The organism is Streptomyces sp. CC0208 (assembly GCF_003443735.1).
Lineage (GTDB): Bacteria > Actinomycetota > Actinomycetes > Streptomycetales > Streptomycetaceae > Streptomyces > Streptomyces sviceus.
Genome location: NZ_CP031969.1, coordinates 5,813,416 through 5,829,266 on the forward strand (window position 1 = coordinate 5,813,416; position 15,851 = coordinate 5,829,266).

General features: G+C 72.6%; 16 protein-coding genes. 8 read left to right on the top strand and 8 right to left on the bottom strand.

Going from position 1 to position 15,851, the window contains the following annotated elements:
* Positions 1-4: 4 nt before the first annotated feature.
* The 3 genes from D1369_RS26720 to D1369_RS26730 form a co-directional block, all read right to left on the bottom strand.
* Positions 5-1,198, bottom strand: coding sequence for an ROK family transcriptional regulator (locus D1369_RS26720; RefSeq protein ID WP_007382080.1), 1,194 nt, complete (start codon positions 1,196-1,198; stop codon positions 5-7).
* A gap of 182 nt (positions 1,199-1,380) precedes the next feature.
* Positions 1,381-2,220, bottom strand: a complete 840-nt coding sequence (locus D1369_RS26725; RefSeq protein ID WP_118082646.1) for a hypothetical protein — start codon at positions 2,218-2,220, stop codon at positions 1,381-1,383.
* 151 nt (positions 2,221-2,371) lie between these two features.
* A complete protein-coding gene (locus D1369_RS26730) occupies positions 2,372-3,475 on the bottom strand; it encodes a mechanosensitive ion channel family protein (RefSeq protein ID WP_007382078.1) in 1,104 nt (367 codons plus the stop codon).
* A 282-nt stretch (positions 3,476-3,757) separates the two neighbouring features.
* Here D1369_RS26730 and D1369_RS26735 point away from each other — a divergent pair, with 282 nt between their 5' ends.
* Positions 3,758-4,294 (top strand): HNH endonuclease, encoded by a 537-nt coding sequence (locus tag D1369_RS26735; protein WP_007382077.1) that lies wholly within the window; start codon positions 3,758-3,760, stop codon positions 4,292-4,294.
* Positions 4,295-4,384: 90 nt separating this feature from the next.
* Here D1369_RS26735 and D1369_RS26740 read toward each other — a convergent pair whose 3' ends face one another.
* The 3 genes from D1369_RS26740 to D1369_RS26750 are packed head-to-tail and all read right to left on the bottom strand — an operon-like array spanning position 4,385 to position 6,992.
* On the bottom strand, positions 4,385-5,767 hold the full coding sequence (locus D1369_RS26740) for an FtsX-like permease family protein (protein ID WP_007382076.1): 1,383 nt from the start codon (positions 5,765-5,767) through the stop codon (positions 4,385-4,387).
* The gene (locus D1369_RS26745) at positions 5,764-6,462 is read right to left on the bottom strand and encodes an ABC transporter ATP-binding protein (RefSeq protein WP_007382075.1); all 699 of its coding nucleotides are present in this window, start codon (positions 6,460-6,462) and stop codon (positions 5,764-5,766) included. Before D1369_RS26745 ends, D1369_RS26740 begins: the two co-directional genes overlap by 4 nt.
* Complete coding sequence (locus D1369_RS26750; protein ID WP_007382074.1) at positions 6,459-6,992, bottom strand: PadR family transcriptional regulator; 534 nt, start codon at positions 6,990-6,992, stop codon at positions 6,459-6,461. Before D1369_RS26750 ends, D1369_RS26745 begins: the two co-directional genes overlap by 4 nt.
* Positions 6,993-7,189: 197 nt before the next feature.
* On the opposite strand from D1369_RS26750, the gene D1369_RS26755 reads away from it, so the two are divergent.
* The 3 genes from D1369_RS26755 to D1369_RS26765 all read left to right on the top strand — a co-directional run bounded on the left by D1369_RS26755 (position 7,190) and on the right by D1369_RS26765 (position 9,835).
* Positions 7,190-7,402, top strand: coding sequence for a hypothetical protein (locus D1369_RS26755; RefSeq protein WP_037900058.1), 213 nt, complete (start codon positions 7,190-7,192; stop codon positions 7,400-7,402).
* Positions 7,403-9,457 carry a 4-alpha-glucanotransferase gene (gene malQ / locus D1369_RS26760; protein ID WP_007382072.1) on the top strand — a complete coding sequence of 685 codons (2,055 nt, stop codon included), beginning with the start codon at positions 7,403-7,405 and terminating at the stop codon, positions 9,455-9,457. It begins immediately after the preceding gene.
* An 81-nt stretch (positions 9,458-9,538) separates the two neighbouring features.
* The gene (locus tag D1369_RS26765; RefSeq protein ID WP_007382071.1) at positions 9,539-9,835 is read left to right on the top strand and encodes a hypothetical protein; all 297 of its coding nucleotides are present in this window, start codon (positions 9,539-9,541) and stop codon (positions 9,833-9,835) included.
* A gap of 45 nt (positions 9,836-9,880) precedes the next feature.
* Here D1369_RS26765 and D1369_RS26770 read toward each other — a convergent pair whose 3' ends face one another.
* The gene (locus D1369_RS26770) at positions 9,881-10,447 is read right to left on the bottom strand and encodes a TetR family transcriptional regulator (RefSeq protein ID WP_007382070.1); all 567 of its coding nucleotides are present in this window, start codon (positions 10,445-10,447) and stop codon (positions 9,881-9,883) included.
* A 232-nt stretch (positions 10,448-10,679) separates the two neighbouring features.
* Positions 10,680-11,189 (bottom strand): MarR family transcriptional regulator, encoded by a 510-nt coding sequence (locus D1369_RS26775; RefSeq protein ID WP_007382069.1) that lies wholly within the window; start codon positions 11,187-11,189, stop codon positions 10,680-10,682.
* Positions 11,190-11,293: 104 nt separating this feature from the next.
* On the opposite strand from D1369_RS26775, the gene D1369_RS26780 reads away from it, so the two are divergent.
* The 4 genes from D1369_RS26780 to D1369_RS26795 all read left to right on the top strand — a co-directional run bounded on the left by D1369_RS26780 (position 11,294) and on the right by D1369_RS26795 (position 15,846).
* Positions 11,294-12,241 carry an EamA family transporter gene (locus tag D1369_RS26780; protein ID WP_007382068.1) on the top strand — a complete coding sequence of 316 codons (948 nt, stop codon included), beginning with the start codon at positions 11,294-11,296 and terminating at the stop codon, positions 12,239-12,241.
* A 39-nt stretch (positions 12,242-12,280) separates the two neighbouring features.
* Entirely contained in the window at positions 12,281-13,612 is a 1,332-nt protein-coding gene (locus D1369_RS26785; RefSeq protein WP_037900054.1) for a sigma-70 family RNA polymerase sigma factor, read from the top strand.
* 67 nt (positions 13,613-13,679) lie between these two features.
* A complete protein-coding gene (locus D1369_RS26790) occupies positions 13,680-14,438 on the top strand; it encodes an SDR family oxidoreductase (protein ID WP_037900050.1) in 759 nt (252 codons plus the stop codon).
* A 157-nt stretch (positions 14,439-14,595) separates the two neighbouring features.
* Positions 14,596-15,846 carry a M14 family zinc carboxypeptidase gene (locus D1369_RS26795; protein ID WP_007382065.1) on the top strand — a complete coding sequence of 417 codons (1,251 nt, stop codon included), beginning with the start codon at positions 14,596-14,598 and terminating at the stop codon, positions 15,844-15,846.
* Positions 15,847-15,851 lie beyond the last annotated feature (5 nt).

Genomic DNA, 15,851 nt, shown 5'->3' on the forward strand with positions numbered 1-15,851 from the left:
GGGGTCAGCGCGAGGTGTCGAAGACCTCGTCGCGGGTGGCCGCCAGCGCGCTCTCCAGCGCGCCGCGCAGCACGGGGTGTGCACGGACGGCGCCGACGACCAGCCGGGGCCGGGAGGCTGCCAGCTCCTCCAGCTCGGCCTGGACGAGGGCGCGCAGGGTGTCGCCGCCGGCGGTGAGCGAGGCACCGCTGAGGACGACGAGTTCGGGGTCGAGGACGGAGACGAGGGAGGCGAGACCGGTGGCCAGACGGGTGGCGTAGGTCTCCAGGAGCAGCCGGCCCAGGACGGTGTCCTCGGTGGCGGCCCGCTCGACGAGGGCGGCGGCGACGTCGGCGTACGGTCCCGAGGGGATGTCCGTCATGCCGAGCTCTCGGGCGAGGTGGGGGATGGCCTGGGAACCGGCGAGCTCCTGATAGCCACCACTGTTGGCCTTGGTCACCTGCCGCACCAGAGGCGCTCCGGGAACCGGCAGGAAACCCACCTCTCCGGCGCCCCCGGTCCAGCCGCGGTGCAGCCGTCCGCCGAGGACCAGGGCGGCACCGAGACCGCCCTCGTTCCACAGCAGTACGAAGTCCTCGTGTCCGCGGGCTGCCCCGAGCCGTTGCTCGGCCACGGCGACGAGGTTGACGTCGTTCTCGTACTCGACCGGCATCGGCAGCGCGGCGGCGAGTTCGTCGAGGAGGGTCGGGCTGTGCCAGCCGGGGAGGTGGGAGGCGTAGCGCAGCCGGCCCGTGCCCGGGTCGAAGGCGCCCGGGGTGCCGATGACGAGCCGGTGGACGTCGCCCCGGGCGAGCCCCGCCGCCTTCACCGCACCGTCGAGGGCGTCGGTGACCTGCCGTACGACGGGCTGGGCGGGCCGGCGTCCCGGGGTCGGCAGTTCGTAGGAGCCCACCGTGCGGCCGGTGATGTCGGCGACCGCGGCGAGGACACGCTCGGGGGTGACGTCGAGCCCGGCGGCGTACGCGGCGCTCGGGTCGACCTCGTAGAGCTGGGCGTTGGGGCCCGGCCTGCCCTCGGTGGTACCGGTGGCGAGGACGAGCCCGGAGGCCTCCAGGCGGGCCAGGAGCTGGGACGCGGTCGGCTTGGACAGGCCGGTGAGCTTGCCGATCCGGGTCCGGGAGAGGGGGCCGTGCTCCAGCAGGAGGTCGAGCGCGGCACGGTCGTTCATGGCGCGCAGCGTGCGTGGTGTGCCTGCCATGGGTGCCCCTCTCCGTGACTGCCGGACGACTTTACTGTCCGGCGACTGTTAGGAAGGTTTCCTATCGGATGCACCGGAACTTAGGTCTGGACCACCTGTCCGTCAAGGGGGGAACGGCAAACCGCCCCCGCAGGAAACGGAGTCGTTACCTGCGGGGGCGGTGGAGAAGCGGGGGAAAGCGCCTACCGGACGTCGATGAAGTCGCCGGGGGCCGTCGCCGAGCCGGTGGTGGCCGTACCCGTGAAGACGTAGCGGTAGTAGCCGTCCTTGGTGGCCGTAGTCGTCGTCTTCAGCGCGCCGCCGGTTCCGGAGGTCACCGTCTTGACGGTGGTGTAGGTGTTGGTGCCCTTGGCGCGGAACTGGAGGGTTGCCTTCTGGGAGGTGTAACCCGTGTACCTTCCGGCCTCCCAGTCGGCCCGGGTCAGCTTGCCGGTGACCGTGATGGTCCCGCCCTTCTTCACCGGCTCGGGCGCCGCGTCGGCGGTGAGCTTCGCCGCGCGCTTGACCTGGACGCCGCTGCCGAGGGGGCCCCATGCGTCGAAGGCGTAGCCGAGGTGGATGTGGCCGTCGGAACCGTCGTTGTCCTGGTCCATCGTGCTGTAGAGGCCGGCCGCCTTCCAGGTGGTGGCGTCCGAGGCCGAGTACAGGGTGTCCTCGGGGGCGATCACCAGGGTCTCCTTGCACGACTCGGTGACGGTGGTGTCCGTCGTCGCGGTCGTCGTGCAGGTGGGCATGTCCTCGGGCTCGATCTCGTTCGACATCCTGCTGAGTGTGCCCCGGTAGAGCAGGACGCCCGCGAAGGTGGTCTTGTAGTCGACCGTCAGATCGGAGGGGCGGGTCAGGGTGTACGTCACCGGCACCTTCACGGCGGCGGTGGTGCCGACGGTGACCGCCTTGCCGTTGTTGACCGTGACGGCGGAGAAGACCAGGTCGGGCGAGGTGGTCGCGGACGCGGCGGGTGCCAGCAGACCGGTTAGAGCCAGGGCACCGGAGACGGCGGTGCCTATGGCGAGCTTTCTCATGTGTTTCCCCACATTCGAAACGGGCCCCTGGGCGTTGCGCTCCAGAACAAGGGCCCGCTGTGTGGGTGACCCTAGATGATCACCGGATGTGGCCGGAATGGGGGGTTCACGTGAAGAGGGTGAGAATCCGGGCGGCTCTCCGTCAGGCCGGCTACTTCGGCGCCGGACGCTGAACCGGTGCCGACACGAGCGGGGAGGCCGCCGCAGACTGCGGCGACTCGGAGTTGGCGAAGACCGACGGGGCCGCGACCGCCGCGGCCGGGTCGGCGGACTCCTCGTCGGCGGGGACGGTCGCGCCGCCGACGATACGGATGTCCGCCGCGTCGAAGGCGCGCTTGACGCGCCAGCGCAGCTCGCGCTCGACCGTGAGGGACTTGCCGGGCATCGTCTTGGCGGAGACCCGCACGACCATGGAGTCCAGCAGGACGCTGTCCAGGCCGAGGACCTCGATCGGGCTCCACAGGAGCTCGTTCCAGGGCTCCTCCTTGCTCATCTTCTCGGCGACCTCGCCCAGCACCCGCTTGACCTTGTCGAGGTCCTCGGAGGCCCGCACGGTCACGTCCACGCCGGCCGTCGCCCAGCCCTGGGAGAGGTTGCCGATGCGCTTGACCTCGCCGTTGCGGACGTACCAGATCTCGCCGCTGTCGCCGCGCAGCTTGGTCACCCGGAGGCCGACCTCGATGACCTCGCCGGAGGCCACGCCCGCGTCGATGGTGTCGCCGACGCCGTACTGGTCCTCCAGGATCATGAAGACACCGGAGAGGAAGTCCGTGACGAGGTTGCGGGCGCCGAAACCGATCGCCACACCCGCGACACCGGCCGACGCCAGCAGCGGGGCCAGGTTGATCTCGAAGGCGCCGAGGATCATCAGGGCCGCGGTGCCCAGGATGGCGAAGCTGGCCACCGAGCGCAGCACCGAGCCGATCGCCTGCGAGCGCTGGTGACGGCGCTCGTTGTTGACGAGCAGACCGCCGATCGAGGTGCCGTCGACCGCCTGGGCGGTGCGGTTCATCCGGTCGATCAGCTTGGTGATGGCCCGCCGCACGACCATTCTCAGCACGCCGGCGATCACCAGGATCAGCAGGACCCGCAGACCGATCGCCAGCCAGGTCGACCAGTTCTGCTCGACCCAGCTCGCGGCGTTCGTCGCGCTCTCCTGGGCGTCCTGGAGACTCGGCACGGCCGGCGTCGAGGTGTCCGAGGGGGACGGCGACGGCGACGGACTCGCGGCCAGTAGGACGGCGGACAAGGACACGGCAGGTACCTCCAGGTGCTGCGTCTGCCTTCCGGTACGGCGGTCAAGGTCACGAAAAGGTCACCGGTAAGGCAGGCACACCACACTAACGGTGCATCGTGTGTGGATCGTTGCAATGTTCAGGGGAGAGACGGCTCTCACCTGGGGATGAAGAAAGGTGTGGTCGAAAACACTCCCAGCCCGTTACCGGGACATGGTGGCGTTTCTCCCGGCCTAGAGGGGAGACTGACTGCAGTTCGTCCCGGCGCGAGCCACGCGCCGCCGACGCCCAAGGAGGCATCCGTGCCGCATGTCCTGGTACTCAACGCGTCGTACGAGCCCCTCGGCGTCGTACCGCTCCGCCGCGCGCTCGTCCTCGTCCTGGAGAACAAAGCGGTCTCCCTTGAGGAATCCGGCGCCTACATGCACAGCGCGACCGTCACAGTCCCCGCACCCAGCGTGGTCCGGCTCAAGCGATTCGTGCGGGTCCCCTATCGGGGGCCCGTTCCTCTCACCCGCAGGGCGCTCTTCGCCCGCGACGGGGGCCGGTGCATGTACTGCGGTGGCGTCGCAACCAGCGTCGACCACGTCATCCCGCGCAGCCGCGGGGGCAAGCACGTCTGGGACAACGTGGTGGCGTCCTGTCGCCGGTGCAACCACGTGAAGGCCGACCGGCATCTGTTCGAGATCGGCTGGCGGCTGCGCCACAAACCCGCTCCGCCCACCGGTCTGGCCTGGCGCATCATCGGCACCGGGCACAGGGACCCGCGCTGGCTGCCGTACTTGCAAGCGTACGGCGCGGAGGACGCCATGGCCCGGATCGACGGCATCTCAGCCTGACGACGATCCGGGCCTTTGTGTTGCCGCACACAGCGGCTCGGATCCGGCCCCGGAGGCCCCCCGCGCCTCCGGGACCGGAAGATCAGCGCGTCAGCTGTGCCGGAGTTCCGCGGGGCGGACCGAGCGGCGCAGCAGCGGCAGTGACGTGGCGGCGGCCAGCAGACAGGCCGCGTACACCGCGAGCGGGACCAGGAGAGCGGCGTACGGCAGGGCCGTGCCCGACCGCTGCGCGGCCAGTGACGCGTACCAGAAGCCGATCGCCGTACCGCCCAGGCCCGCCACCGCGACCGCGGGAGCCAGCGGCAGCGCGGTCTCCAGGAGCAGCGCCCTGGCCAGCACCCGGTGCGGCACCCCGGCGGCGACCTGGGCGGCCAGCCCCCGGCGCCGGGTGGCGAGGGACTCGACGGTGCCCACGGCCAGCCCCGTCACGGTCAGCGCGAGGGCGACGAGGATCGCGGCGGCCGTCAGGTCGATGCCGGTCGTGTAGTACCCCAGGTCCGTCGACAGCGTCCCCTCGCGGCGCATGGTGTGCAGGGTCTCCAGCAGCACCTGGCGCACGCCCACGAAACCCGCCCCCACGACCGTCACCAGCAGCACCGCGGCGTGCGTGCGGGCGGCTGCCCACGGGTCCTCCCGCAGCCGTTCGGCCGCGATCAGCAGTGCGGGGCTCTGGGCCCGGGACGCCAGGGCCCCGCCCAGCCGCCGGGCCGTCGTACCGGCCAGCGACACCGTCGCGACCCCGACGAGCAGGACCACGACGAACAGCGCGGGCGGCCCGAGGGCGAGGCGGACCGGGCGGCCGGTGAACGACGACACGCCGACGAGCAGTCCCGCGACCCCGAGCAGCGCGCTCACCGCCCGCAAAGCCCGCCCCGGACCCCACACAGGCCGTACCCGCCGGACCCAGCCCAGCGGTGAGGCCACCACGCGTCGCAGCGACAGCGCGCTCACGGCCGCCCCCAGCACCGGTACGGCCACGGCGACCAGGGCGATCCCGGTCCAGGCGAGCGCGGTGGGCCGGGCCCACAGGTGCAGCAGCAGCGGTACGCCGAGGGCCGTGGCGGTCAGCGAACCCGCCAGGCAGGCCGGCCCCGACTCCAGCGCCGCGATCCGCCGCACCTGCCACGCACCGGCCCCCGCCAGCCGCAGCGTGGCCAGCCGCCGGTCCCGGTGCACCGCACCGAGGCGCGCGCACTGCCCGAGGAACCCGAGCACCGGGACGAGCAGCAGCCCCATGACGCACCCCACGTTCCGCCGGTCGCTCGCGGAGTTGAGCAGTCCGTCTCCGAAGGACACGGAGTAGTACCCGTCCAGGGAGTTCAGCGCGACGATCGCCAGCCCGATCCCCGTCGCGAGCCCCGCCCCGCCGGCCGTGAGCCCGATCCGCCACCACTCCCGCCGGTCGGAACCGCGGGTCAGCAGCCAGGCCATCCGCAGATCGGCGCCCCAACGGGCTGCCGAGCCGGCGCTCATGCCGTCACTCCCACCGCAACAACGGCCCCGTCGGCCATCCGCACCTCGCGGTCCGCGTACGCGGCCACCTGGGCGTCATGGGTGATCAGCAGGACCGCCGTGCCCGACTCGCGGGCCGTGTGGACCAGGGCCGTCATGACCTGCTCGCTCGCCAGGGAGTCCAGCGCGCCGGTCGGCTCGTCCGCGAAGACGACCTTCGGTCCGGTGATCAGGGCCCGGGCCAGCGCCGTCCGCTGGGCCTGCCCGCCGCTCATCTCGCCGGGCCGCAGCCCGGCCTGGCCGCGCACTCCGAAGCGCTCCAGCCACTCACCGGCCCGCGTGTGGGCGTCGGCGCGGGTCAGGCCCGCGAGCAGCAGCGGCAGCGCCACGTTGTCGAGCGCCGTCAGTTCGGGGATGAGCTGCCCGAACTGGAAGACCACGCCGAACTCCGTACGGCGCAGTTCGCTCAGCCGCTTCTCGGGCAGGCGGTCGAGGCGCTCACCGGCGTAGGACACCGAACCCTCGTCCGGTCCGACGATCCCGGCCAGGCAGTGCAGCAGCGTCGACTTCCCGCTGCCGCTGGTGCCGGTGACGGCGAGGATCTCGCCCTCGTCCAGCCGGACCGAGGCGCCGCGCAGGGCCTGTGTCGGGCCGTACGCCTTGACGAGCCCGCGCCCTTCGAGCAGTGGCACCGTGACGTCCCCCTTGGTGTTCATGCCGAGTCGACCTCGGCGGTCAAAGTGGTGAGCCGGGCCGCCGTGGTGGTCATCCAGCGGAGGTCGGCGTCGAGGTGGTTGAGGGCGTAGTCCGCCGAGAGCACGGTCGCGAGGTCGGCCCCCTTGGCGGTCTTGACCGCCGTGAGCTCCCGCATCCGCGCCATGTGGGCGGCCCGCTGGGCCCGCAGATAGGCGTCCGGGTCGCCGCCGGACAGGATCGAGACGACGACCTTGGCGAAGATCTCGTTGGTCACGAAGGGTGCGGGCGGGGCGATCTGCCCGGCCCACTCGGCCAGCTCACGCGCGCCCGCCTCGGTCGAGCGGTACCTGGTGCGCTCCGGCCCGCCGTCGGAGTCCGTGCCCTCGACCTCGGCGAGACCGTCCCGGACCAGGCGCTGGAGGGTCGTGTAGACCTGCCCGTAGGCCAGTGGACGGGCCTCGGGGAAACGGTCGTCGTGGCGTCGCTTGAGGTCGTAGCCATGGCTCGGCCCTCCGGCGAGCAGCCCCAGCAGGATGTGGCGGATGCTCATGGCGAATCAGTATGCACCACGTATATGTACTGAGTGAATAGTAATCGGCGGACGATCGGCGGACGATCGGTGGACGGGGAAGGACGGAGCCACGGAACATGACGAAAAGCACGTTCTCCCCTCTGGTACGTCTGTCGTCGCGTCCTGTGGGTAGGGCTGCGGTAACCCCCGTCGTCGTACTCGACAAGGAGGCCCCCGTGGCCGCATCGGCACCCCTTCTGCTCCCGGCCCTGTCCAAACCCGAGGCGCCCGCTGAACACTTCTGTGTCTTCAGCGCCGAGGGCGCCTGCACCGAGACCCCGCTCACCAGCGAACCACCCCTGCCCGACGCCGAGCCCCTCACCAGCGAGCCGCCGCTCGCCGACGCCGCCGCCCTGACCAGCGAGTCCGACGCTTACCTGGAGCCGTAGATGGTGGCGCCCCCCGGTCCGGAGCTGTCCCGGCTCGCCGAGTCGTACGGCATCGCCACGTCCTACCGCCCCTCCCCGGACCGTACGGTCGCCGCCTCCGCCACCGCCGTCACCCTGGCCCTGGCCGCCCTCGGCGTCGACGCCGGCGACCCGGCCGCCGCCCTCGCGGCCCGGGAACGCGAACTGCGCGCGCGCCTGCTGCCGCCCACGGTGGTGTGCTGGAGCGGCAGCCCGCCCGCCTTCGTCGCCGACCTGCCCGCGGGCACCCGGCTGCGCATCACCACCGAACAGGGCGAGACCCGCGCCGCCGCCGACCAACTCCCGCCCGGCGTCCACCGGTTGACCGCCACCGCGCCCGACGGCCGCACCGCCGACGCCCACCTGATCGTGGCCCCGCCGCGACTGCCCGCGCCGCCGGGGCGGTCGTACGGCCTCCTCGTCCAGCTCTACTCCCTGCTCTCGCAGCACTCCTGGGGCATGGGCGACCTCGGCGACCTCGCCGAACTGACCTCCTGGGCGGGGCGTGCGCTCGGCGCCGGCTTCGTCCAGGTCAACCCGCTGCACGCGGCCGTGCCCGGCGCCCCCACCGACCCGTCCCCCTACCGGCCGTCCTCGCGCCGCTTCCCCGACCCGGTGCACCTGCGGATCGAGGACATCCCCGAGTACGCCCAGGTCGCGGACTCCGACCGGCTGCGGGCCCTGCGCGAGCGGGCCGGGCGGCTGCGGGAATCCGTGCTGGAGAAGGGCGCGCTGATCGACCGGGACGCGGTGTGGGAACTGAAGCGGGAGGCGCTCGAACTCGTCCGCGAGGTCCCGCTCGGGCCCGGCCGCCGCGCCGCCTACGCCGACTATCTCGCCGAGGGCGGCCAGGCACTGGAGGACCACGCGACCTGGTGCGCGCTGGCCGAGGCGCACGGCTCGGACTGGCGCGGCTGGCCCCCCGGCCTGCGTGACCCGCGATCCGCCGAGACGGCCCGCGCCCGCGGTGAGCTGATGGACCGCGTCGACTTCTTCAGCCGCCTCGCCTGGCTCACCGAGAGCCAGCTCGGCGCGGCCCAGCGCACCGCGCGGGAGGCGGGGATGCCGGTGGGCGTCGTCCACGACCTCGCGGTGGGCGTCCATCCCGAGGGCGCGGACGCGTGGGCCCAGCAGGCGTACTTCGCGGCCGGGATGTCCGTGGGAGCACCTCCGGACGCCTTCAACGCCCGCGGCCAGGACTGGGGCCTGCCGCCGTGGCGCCCGGACCGGCTGGCGGAGTCCGGGTACGCGCCGTACCGGCAGCTGCTGCGGGCCCTGTTCCGGTACGCCGGCGCGCTGCGCATCGACCACGTCATGGGCCTGTTCCGGCTGTGGTGGGTCCCGCAGGGGCAGCCGCCCACGGAGGGCACCTACGTCCGCTACGACGCGGAGGCGATGCTCGCCGTGCTCGTCCTGGAGGCCTCGCGGGCCGGGGCGGTGGTGATCGGCGAGGACCTCGGCACCGTCGAACCCGGGGTGCGGGAGGCGCTGCGCCAGCGGGGCGTGCTGGGGACCTCGGTGCTGTGGTTCGAGCGGGACTGGGAGGGCGACGGACGTCCGCTGCCCCCCGAGCGGTGGCGTGCGGACTGTCTGGCGACGGCGACCACGCACGACCTGCCGCCCACGGCCTCACGTCTGACCGGGGAGCACGTCGAACTCCGGGACGGGCTCGGCCTGCTGACCCGGCCGCTGGACGAGGAACGCGCGGAGGCCGCGGCGGACACGGGGGAGTGGCTGGAACTGCTGGCCCGGCTCGGTCTGCTGCACGGCACCGGCGGCGGCGCCGACCCCTCCTCCGAGGAGGCCCAGATCCAGGCCGTGCACCGGTACCTGCTGAACACCCCGGCCCGCATGGTCGGGGTCTGGCTGCCGGACACGGTGGGGGACCGCCGGCCGCAGAACCTGCCGGGGACGTGGGACCAGTATCCGAACTGGCGGTTGCCCATCGCGGACGGGGAGGGGCGGGCGATGACGCTGGAGGACCTGGCGGGTTCGGCCCGCCTGCACGCCTTGGTGGAGGTGCTGAGGGCACCGTAGGGGCGGGCGCCCACGGGCCCGGGACGCCTCATACGGCACCCCGGACGCGCGGCCCGAACCGCCGTTGGATACTTTGACTCCGTGGACAAGAAGAACGCCCTGCGCGCCGGCGCCCTGGTGGCCGGTACGACGCTGATGATGCTGCTCATGTCGTCCCCCGCCTCCGCGCTGACCCGTGACGACGGCGACGACCCCGGCACGGGCCTGAGCGTCATCGAGACGCTGGGCCTCTTCGTCGTGGCCCCGCTCGTGCTGTTCGGGGTCATCGCCGGCCTGGTGATGGTCCTGGACAAGTCCAAGGAAGAGCACCGGGTGACCAGCCGCAACATCAGGACCAAGCCCACCGAGGCCGAGGCCAAGGCCGGCTCGAAGGCCTGACCCCACTTTTTCCGGGGCGCCGACGGCGCCCTTCCCGTCGCGTTCTCAGGGGCTCGGCGCGGTGAGGTAGCGCTGCACCGTGGGCGCCAGCCACGCCACGATCTCCTCGCGGGCCAGCGCCACGGTCGGCGGCAACCGCAGGACGTACCGGGTCAGCGCGAGCCCCAGCAGTTGGGTGGCGGCCAGCGCGGCCCGCGCGGGGGCCTGCTCCGGGTCCGGACACACCAGCAGGGCCGCCGGCATCACCTGTTCCTGGAAGATGCCCTGCATCCGCTCCGCCCCGGCCTGATTGGTCGCGCCGACCCGCAGCAGCGCGGTGAGCACCTCGTTCTCCTCCCACAGGTCGAGGAAGCGCGACACGAGCGCGCGGCCGATGTCGTGCCGGGGCAGTGAGCCGGGCTCCGGCAGTCCCAGGTCCACGGAGACGGCCGCCGCGAACAGGCCCTCCTTGTTGCCGTAGTAGCGCATCACCATCGACGGATCGATCTGTGCGTCCTTGGCGATGGCGCGGATGGTGGCCCGCTCGTAGCCGTCGGTGGCGAAGCGCTCGCGGGCCGCGGCGAGGATCGCGTCGCGGGTGTCATCGGAGCGGCGGCGGGGGGTTTCGGTCATGCCGACGATCGTAGGTCAACGTCTGTTGGCCAACAAGTGTTGACGCTGTATCGGGGTGGCACTACCTTCGTCAACGGGCGTTGGCAACAAGCGTTGGCAACAGGAGGCCGCGCCACCGTGGTCGAGAGGTACCCGCACCGCGTCAGCAACCTCTCCCGCGCCTTCGCCCTGCATGCCCGCCCCCTCGAACAGCTCGATGCCCGGGGTCAACGGGTACCGTCCGGGTGGTCCGTTAGTGCTCTGAGTCCTGCGTGCCCGCGAGCAGCTTCCGCAACAGGTCGGCCAGTTGGTCGGCCTGTTCGTCGTCGAGGGGGGACAGGGCCGCCGTCTGGGCGGCCAGGCCCGCTGCCACCGCCTCTTCGATGACGGCCAGCCCCTTCTCCGTCAGGGTCACCTGGAGGCCCCGGCGGTCGTGGGGGTCGGGGGAACGGCGCAGGAGGGCGGCGCGCTCCAGTTTGTCCAGGCGGCCCGTCATGCCACCCGTGGTGAGCATCAGCGTGGAGGAGAGCAGGCGGGGGGAGAGGGTGTACGGCTCACCGGCGCGACGCAGGGTGGCGAGGACGTCGAACTCGCCGCGGGAGATGCCGTAGGGGGCGTACACCTTCTCCACGCGGTCGCCCATGGCGCGGGACAGGCGGTAGATGCGCCCGAAGACCTCCATGGCCCTGGTGTCGAGATCGGGCCGCACGGCCGCCCACTGCTCGATGATCGCGTCGACGGCGTCCTTGCGCTCTGCACTCATGCACCGAGTATCCGCAGGCTTCGGCTCGTCCGCAAGAAAGTGGCTTGCGGAAAAGTAGCTTAGGGGTAAGCTACTTTCTTGTAAGTCAACACTGAGAGGGAGTCATGAGGAAGCCGACCACGAACCGCCCCGCCACCATCCTTCTCACCGCCCTCGCCCCCGTCTCCTGGGGCACCACCTACGCCGTCACCACCGAGTTCCTCCCCGCCGACCGGCCGCTGTTCACCGGCATGATGCGTGCGCTGCCCGCGGGGCTCGTGCTGCTCGGCCTCGCCCGGGTGCTGCCGCGCGGTGTCTGGTGGGGGAAGGCAGCCGTGCTCGGCGCGCTGAACATCGGGGCCTTCTTCCCGTTGCTGTTCCTGTCGGCGTACCGGCTGCCGGGCGGGATGGCCGCGGTGGTCGGCTCGGTGGGGCCGCTGATCGTCGTCGGGCTGTCGGCCGTGCTGCTGGGGCAGCGGCCCACCGCCCGGAGCGTGCTCACCGGACTCGTCGCCGCGTTCGGCGTCAGCCTGGTCGTGCTCAGGGCGGCCGGGGCTCTGGACGCCGTCGGAGTGCTCGCGGCGCTCGCGGCCACCGCCTCCATGTCCGCCGGCACCGTGCTGACCAAGCGCTGGGGCCGCCCCGAGGGTGTCGGCCCGCTCGCCCTCACCGCCTGGCAGCTCACCGCCGGCGGCCTGCTCATCGCGCCGCTCGCCCTCCTCGTCGAGGGCGCCCCGCCCGCGCTCGACGGGCGCGCGGTCGGCGGCTATCTCTACCTCGCGCTGGCGAACACGGCGGTGGCGTACTGGCTCTGGTTCCGCGGCATCGGCCGCCTGACCGCCACCCAGGTCACCTTCCTCGGCCCGCTGTCCCCGCTGACCGCCGCGGTCGTCGGCTGGGCGGCGCTGGGACAGGCGCTGACGCCGGTGCAGCTGGCGGGCATGGCGCTGGCCTTCGGCGCGACGGTGGCGGGGCAGCTGGGGGTACGGCAGCCCAGGGTCGGCCGGACGTTCGGTCCCGCCGGTGGGAAGGGGGCGGCGGAGGCGCTGCGGGGCGTGCCGAGGGCGTTGTAACGTCACCCCGTCCCGCGTTACGCAACTCCCGGAGGACCCGTGGACGCAGGCAACTGTCCGGTGTGCGGGAAGCCCCTTCCCGCACGGGCCGGCCGTACCGGACGCGGCTCCCTCTACTGCTCCGCCGCCTGCCGGCAGAAGGCCTACCGGGAACGGCGCCGGCCCGGGGGCCTCACTGTGCAGGGGCTCATCGACGACATCGGGCGGCAGGCGGGGCTGCTGGCGCCGCAGCCCGCGGCCGCCCTCTACTCGACCGTCACCGAACTCTCGGAATCCGTCGCACAGTTGAGGCGGGTGGCCCGCACGGTACGCGACACCACGCAGGATGCCGGGGACTCGGCGGCTCCCGGAGATTCCGTAACGGCAACGCCCGTGACGCAACTCACCGAAACCGAGTTCGGCGCCCTCAGCGAGCAGTACCGCCGGGAGATCCAGGTGCACTGCTACCGCATGACGGGGTCGTACGACGAGGCCGAGGACCTGGTGCAGGAGACCTTCCTGCGGGCCTGGCGGGCGCGGGACGGATTTCAGGGGCGGGCGAGCGCGCGGACCTGGCTGTACCGGATCGCCACCAACGCCAGCCTGGACCTGCTGCGCCGGACCGCGCGCCGCCCGCAACGGTACGAACCGCTGCCGGGCATGAACCACGGCCACGGGGAACCGCCCACCCGTATCACCTGGTTGCAGCCCTACCCGGACGACGAGACGCCCCTCACCGAGGAGCACGAGCAGCCCGAGTCCGCCGCGGTCTCCCGCGAGACCCTGGAGCTCGTCCTCCTCGCCGCGATCCAGCATCTGCCCCCGCGTCAACGGGCCGCACTCGTCCTGCGCGACGCCCTCGGGCTGACCGCCGCCGAGACCGCCGAGGCCCTGGAGACCAGCGTGGCCTCCGTCAACAGCGCACTCCAGCGGGCCCGGCCCACCCTGCGCGCACACCTGCCCCGGGAGCGCTCGGACTGGCGGGCCACCGTGCCCACGGAGGGCCAACAGGCCGTACTGGACCGGTACATGGCCGCCGTCGGACGTCTCGACTTCGCGGCCATGGCCGAGCTCCTCACCGAGGACGTCACCCTCACCATGCCGCCGAACCCGTTCTGGTTCGTCGGCAGGGACGCCATCATCGACTTCGTGCGGGTCAGCCTCGATCCCGCCTCCCCGATGTTCCTCGGGCACTGGCGCAGCCTGCCCACCCGGGCCAACGGCCAGCAGGCGGCGGCGCACTACGTCCGCAGGCCGGGTACGAGCGTCTACCGGGCCCAGGTGCTGGACGTCCTGCGCTTCACCGACCAGGGCCACGGCGACCGCATCGCGGAGATCACCTCCTTCGAGCCGCACCTCTTCCCCGCGTTCGGACTTCCGCTGCGGCTGTGACGATGAGCGCCGAGAGAGTCGTACGTCTGCATGGATGTCACGTACGCACCACTTCCAAGGAGTCACCATGCTGCTCACCGACAAGACCGCGATCGTCTACGGCGCCGGCGGTTCCATCGGCGGGGCCGTCGCCCGGGCCTTCGCCGAGCAGGGTGCGAGGGTCCACCTCGTCGGCCGTACCCGCACGACCCTGGAGGCGGTGGCCGCGGACATCAAGGACGCCGAGGTGGCCGTCGTGGACGCGCTGGACGAGGCGGCCGTGGAGGCGCACGCCGAGCAGGTCGGGGACATCGACATCTCCGTCAACCTGGTCACGCGCGGCGATGTGCAGGGCGCGCCGCTGACCGAGATGCCGGTCGAGGACTTCCTGCGGCCGGTCACCGACGGTCTGCGCGCCAACTTCCTCACCGCCCGCGCCGCCGGACGCCGTATGGCCGCGCGCGGCTCGGGTGTGATCCTCGCTCTCAACAGCGGTTCCGCGCACGGCAGTCCGATGATGGGCGGCACCGGTCCGGCGGACGGGGCGATCGACACGCTCGTGCGCAACCTGGCGATCGAGCTGGGGCCGCGCGGGGTGCGGGCGGTGGGGCTGTGGGTGGCCGGGGTGCCGGAGACGTTCACCGTGGAGAAGCTCTCCGCGGTCAACCCGGCGATCGACGAGAGCGCCATCCAGGGCATCGTCGACCAGCTCGCCGGGATGCGCATGACCCGCCGCAACCCCACGCTCGCCGAGGTCGCCGCCACCGCGGTGTTCCTCGCCTCCGACCACGCGGGCGGCATCACGGGCACGTTCGTCAACGCGACGGGCGGGATGGTGTCCGTCTGAGCTTGCGGCTCCGCCACCAGGTGCGCAACGCCGACGACCAGCACCACGCTGTACCGGGATCAAGAAGATCGTGATTCGCCCGCTGGACAAGAAAGAGACCACTGGGGACAGTAATTCCCAGGGTGCTTGATCGGATCACCAGCGTGGGAGGACCGGCGTGCGGACTTCGCTCTATCCGGGAGTCGACGAACTGGAGCGAAGGGCCCGCACGCTGGTCCGCGCCGCCCCCGGCCTGCTGCGGCTGAGCCGGGTCGGAGAGAGCCGGGCCGGGCGCCCGCTGTGGCTGCTGTCCGCCGGACGCGGCGAGCGCCACATCCTCGCCGTCGCGGGCGCGCACGCCAACGAACCCGTGGGTGGCGCCTCGGCGTTGCGGCTCGCCGCCCTGTTCGCCCGCAGGCCCCAGCTGCTCGAAACTCTCGGCTGCACCTGGCACTTCCTGCTCTGCCTCGACCCCGACGGGGCGCACCTCGCGCACGGTTGGCAGCCGGAGGAGCCGGAGCCCTCGCTGACGGAGTGTCACCGGTACTTCTACCGGCCCGCGTTCGCCCGCCAGCCGGAGTCGCTGCCCGTGCCTCCCGGGAAGCCGCTCCCCGAGTCGGCCGCGCTCGTCCGGCTCCTCGACGAGCTGCGGCCCGTGGCCCAGTTCACCCTGCACGGCATCGAGTTCGGCGGTGCCTTCGTGATGATGACGCGGGAGGTGCCCGGCGCCGCGGACGCCTTCCGGGAGACGGCGGCACACCTGCGCGTACCCGTCGACCGGGACCCCGTCGACGGCCCCGACTGGCGGCTCGACCCGCCCGGCGTCCTGGTGCTGCCCGACGGCCACGACGAGGGCGAACGCGACCCCAGCGGGTACGTCGCCGAGAGCACCTGGTTCCATCCGCGCCGGCACGGCACCCTGACCACCCTGATCGAGGCCCCCGCCTGGGCCGTGCCCTCGGTGAGTGACGCCCGGCCGGTCACCGACCCGGACCGCGCGGCAGCCCGGCTGGGGGAGGTGCTGCTGGGCCGCACCCGGGAACTCGCGGCCGTCCTCGGGACGCGGCTCGACACGGCCGTAGCGGAGGATCTGGCGCCGCTGCGGGTCGCCGCGCGGGAACTCCTCGACGTGGCGCCGTCGATCGTCGCGAGCTGGGCGGCGGAGGAACCCGGGCGGTTCCGCGGCCACTTCGCCAGCCGGGGGATCTCCGCCCGCCGTATCCCGCTCAGGGTGGCGGCGATGGCGAGCCGCGCCCTGGCCCGCACCGACCCCCGGACCGTCGAGATCCTCGACGACCTGGTGCGCGAGTGGAGCCAGGAGCTGGAGAAGACGTACGACCTGCGATGGGTGCCGGTGGCCGCGCAGACCGGGCTGCACGTGCGGACGATGCTGACCACGGCCCGGCTGGTGTGCGGGGGAGGCGGATGACCGGG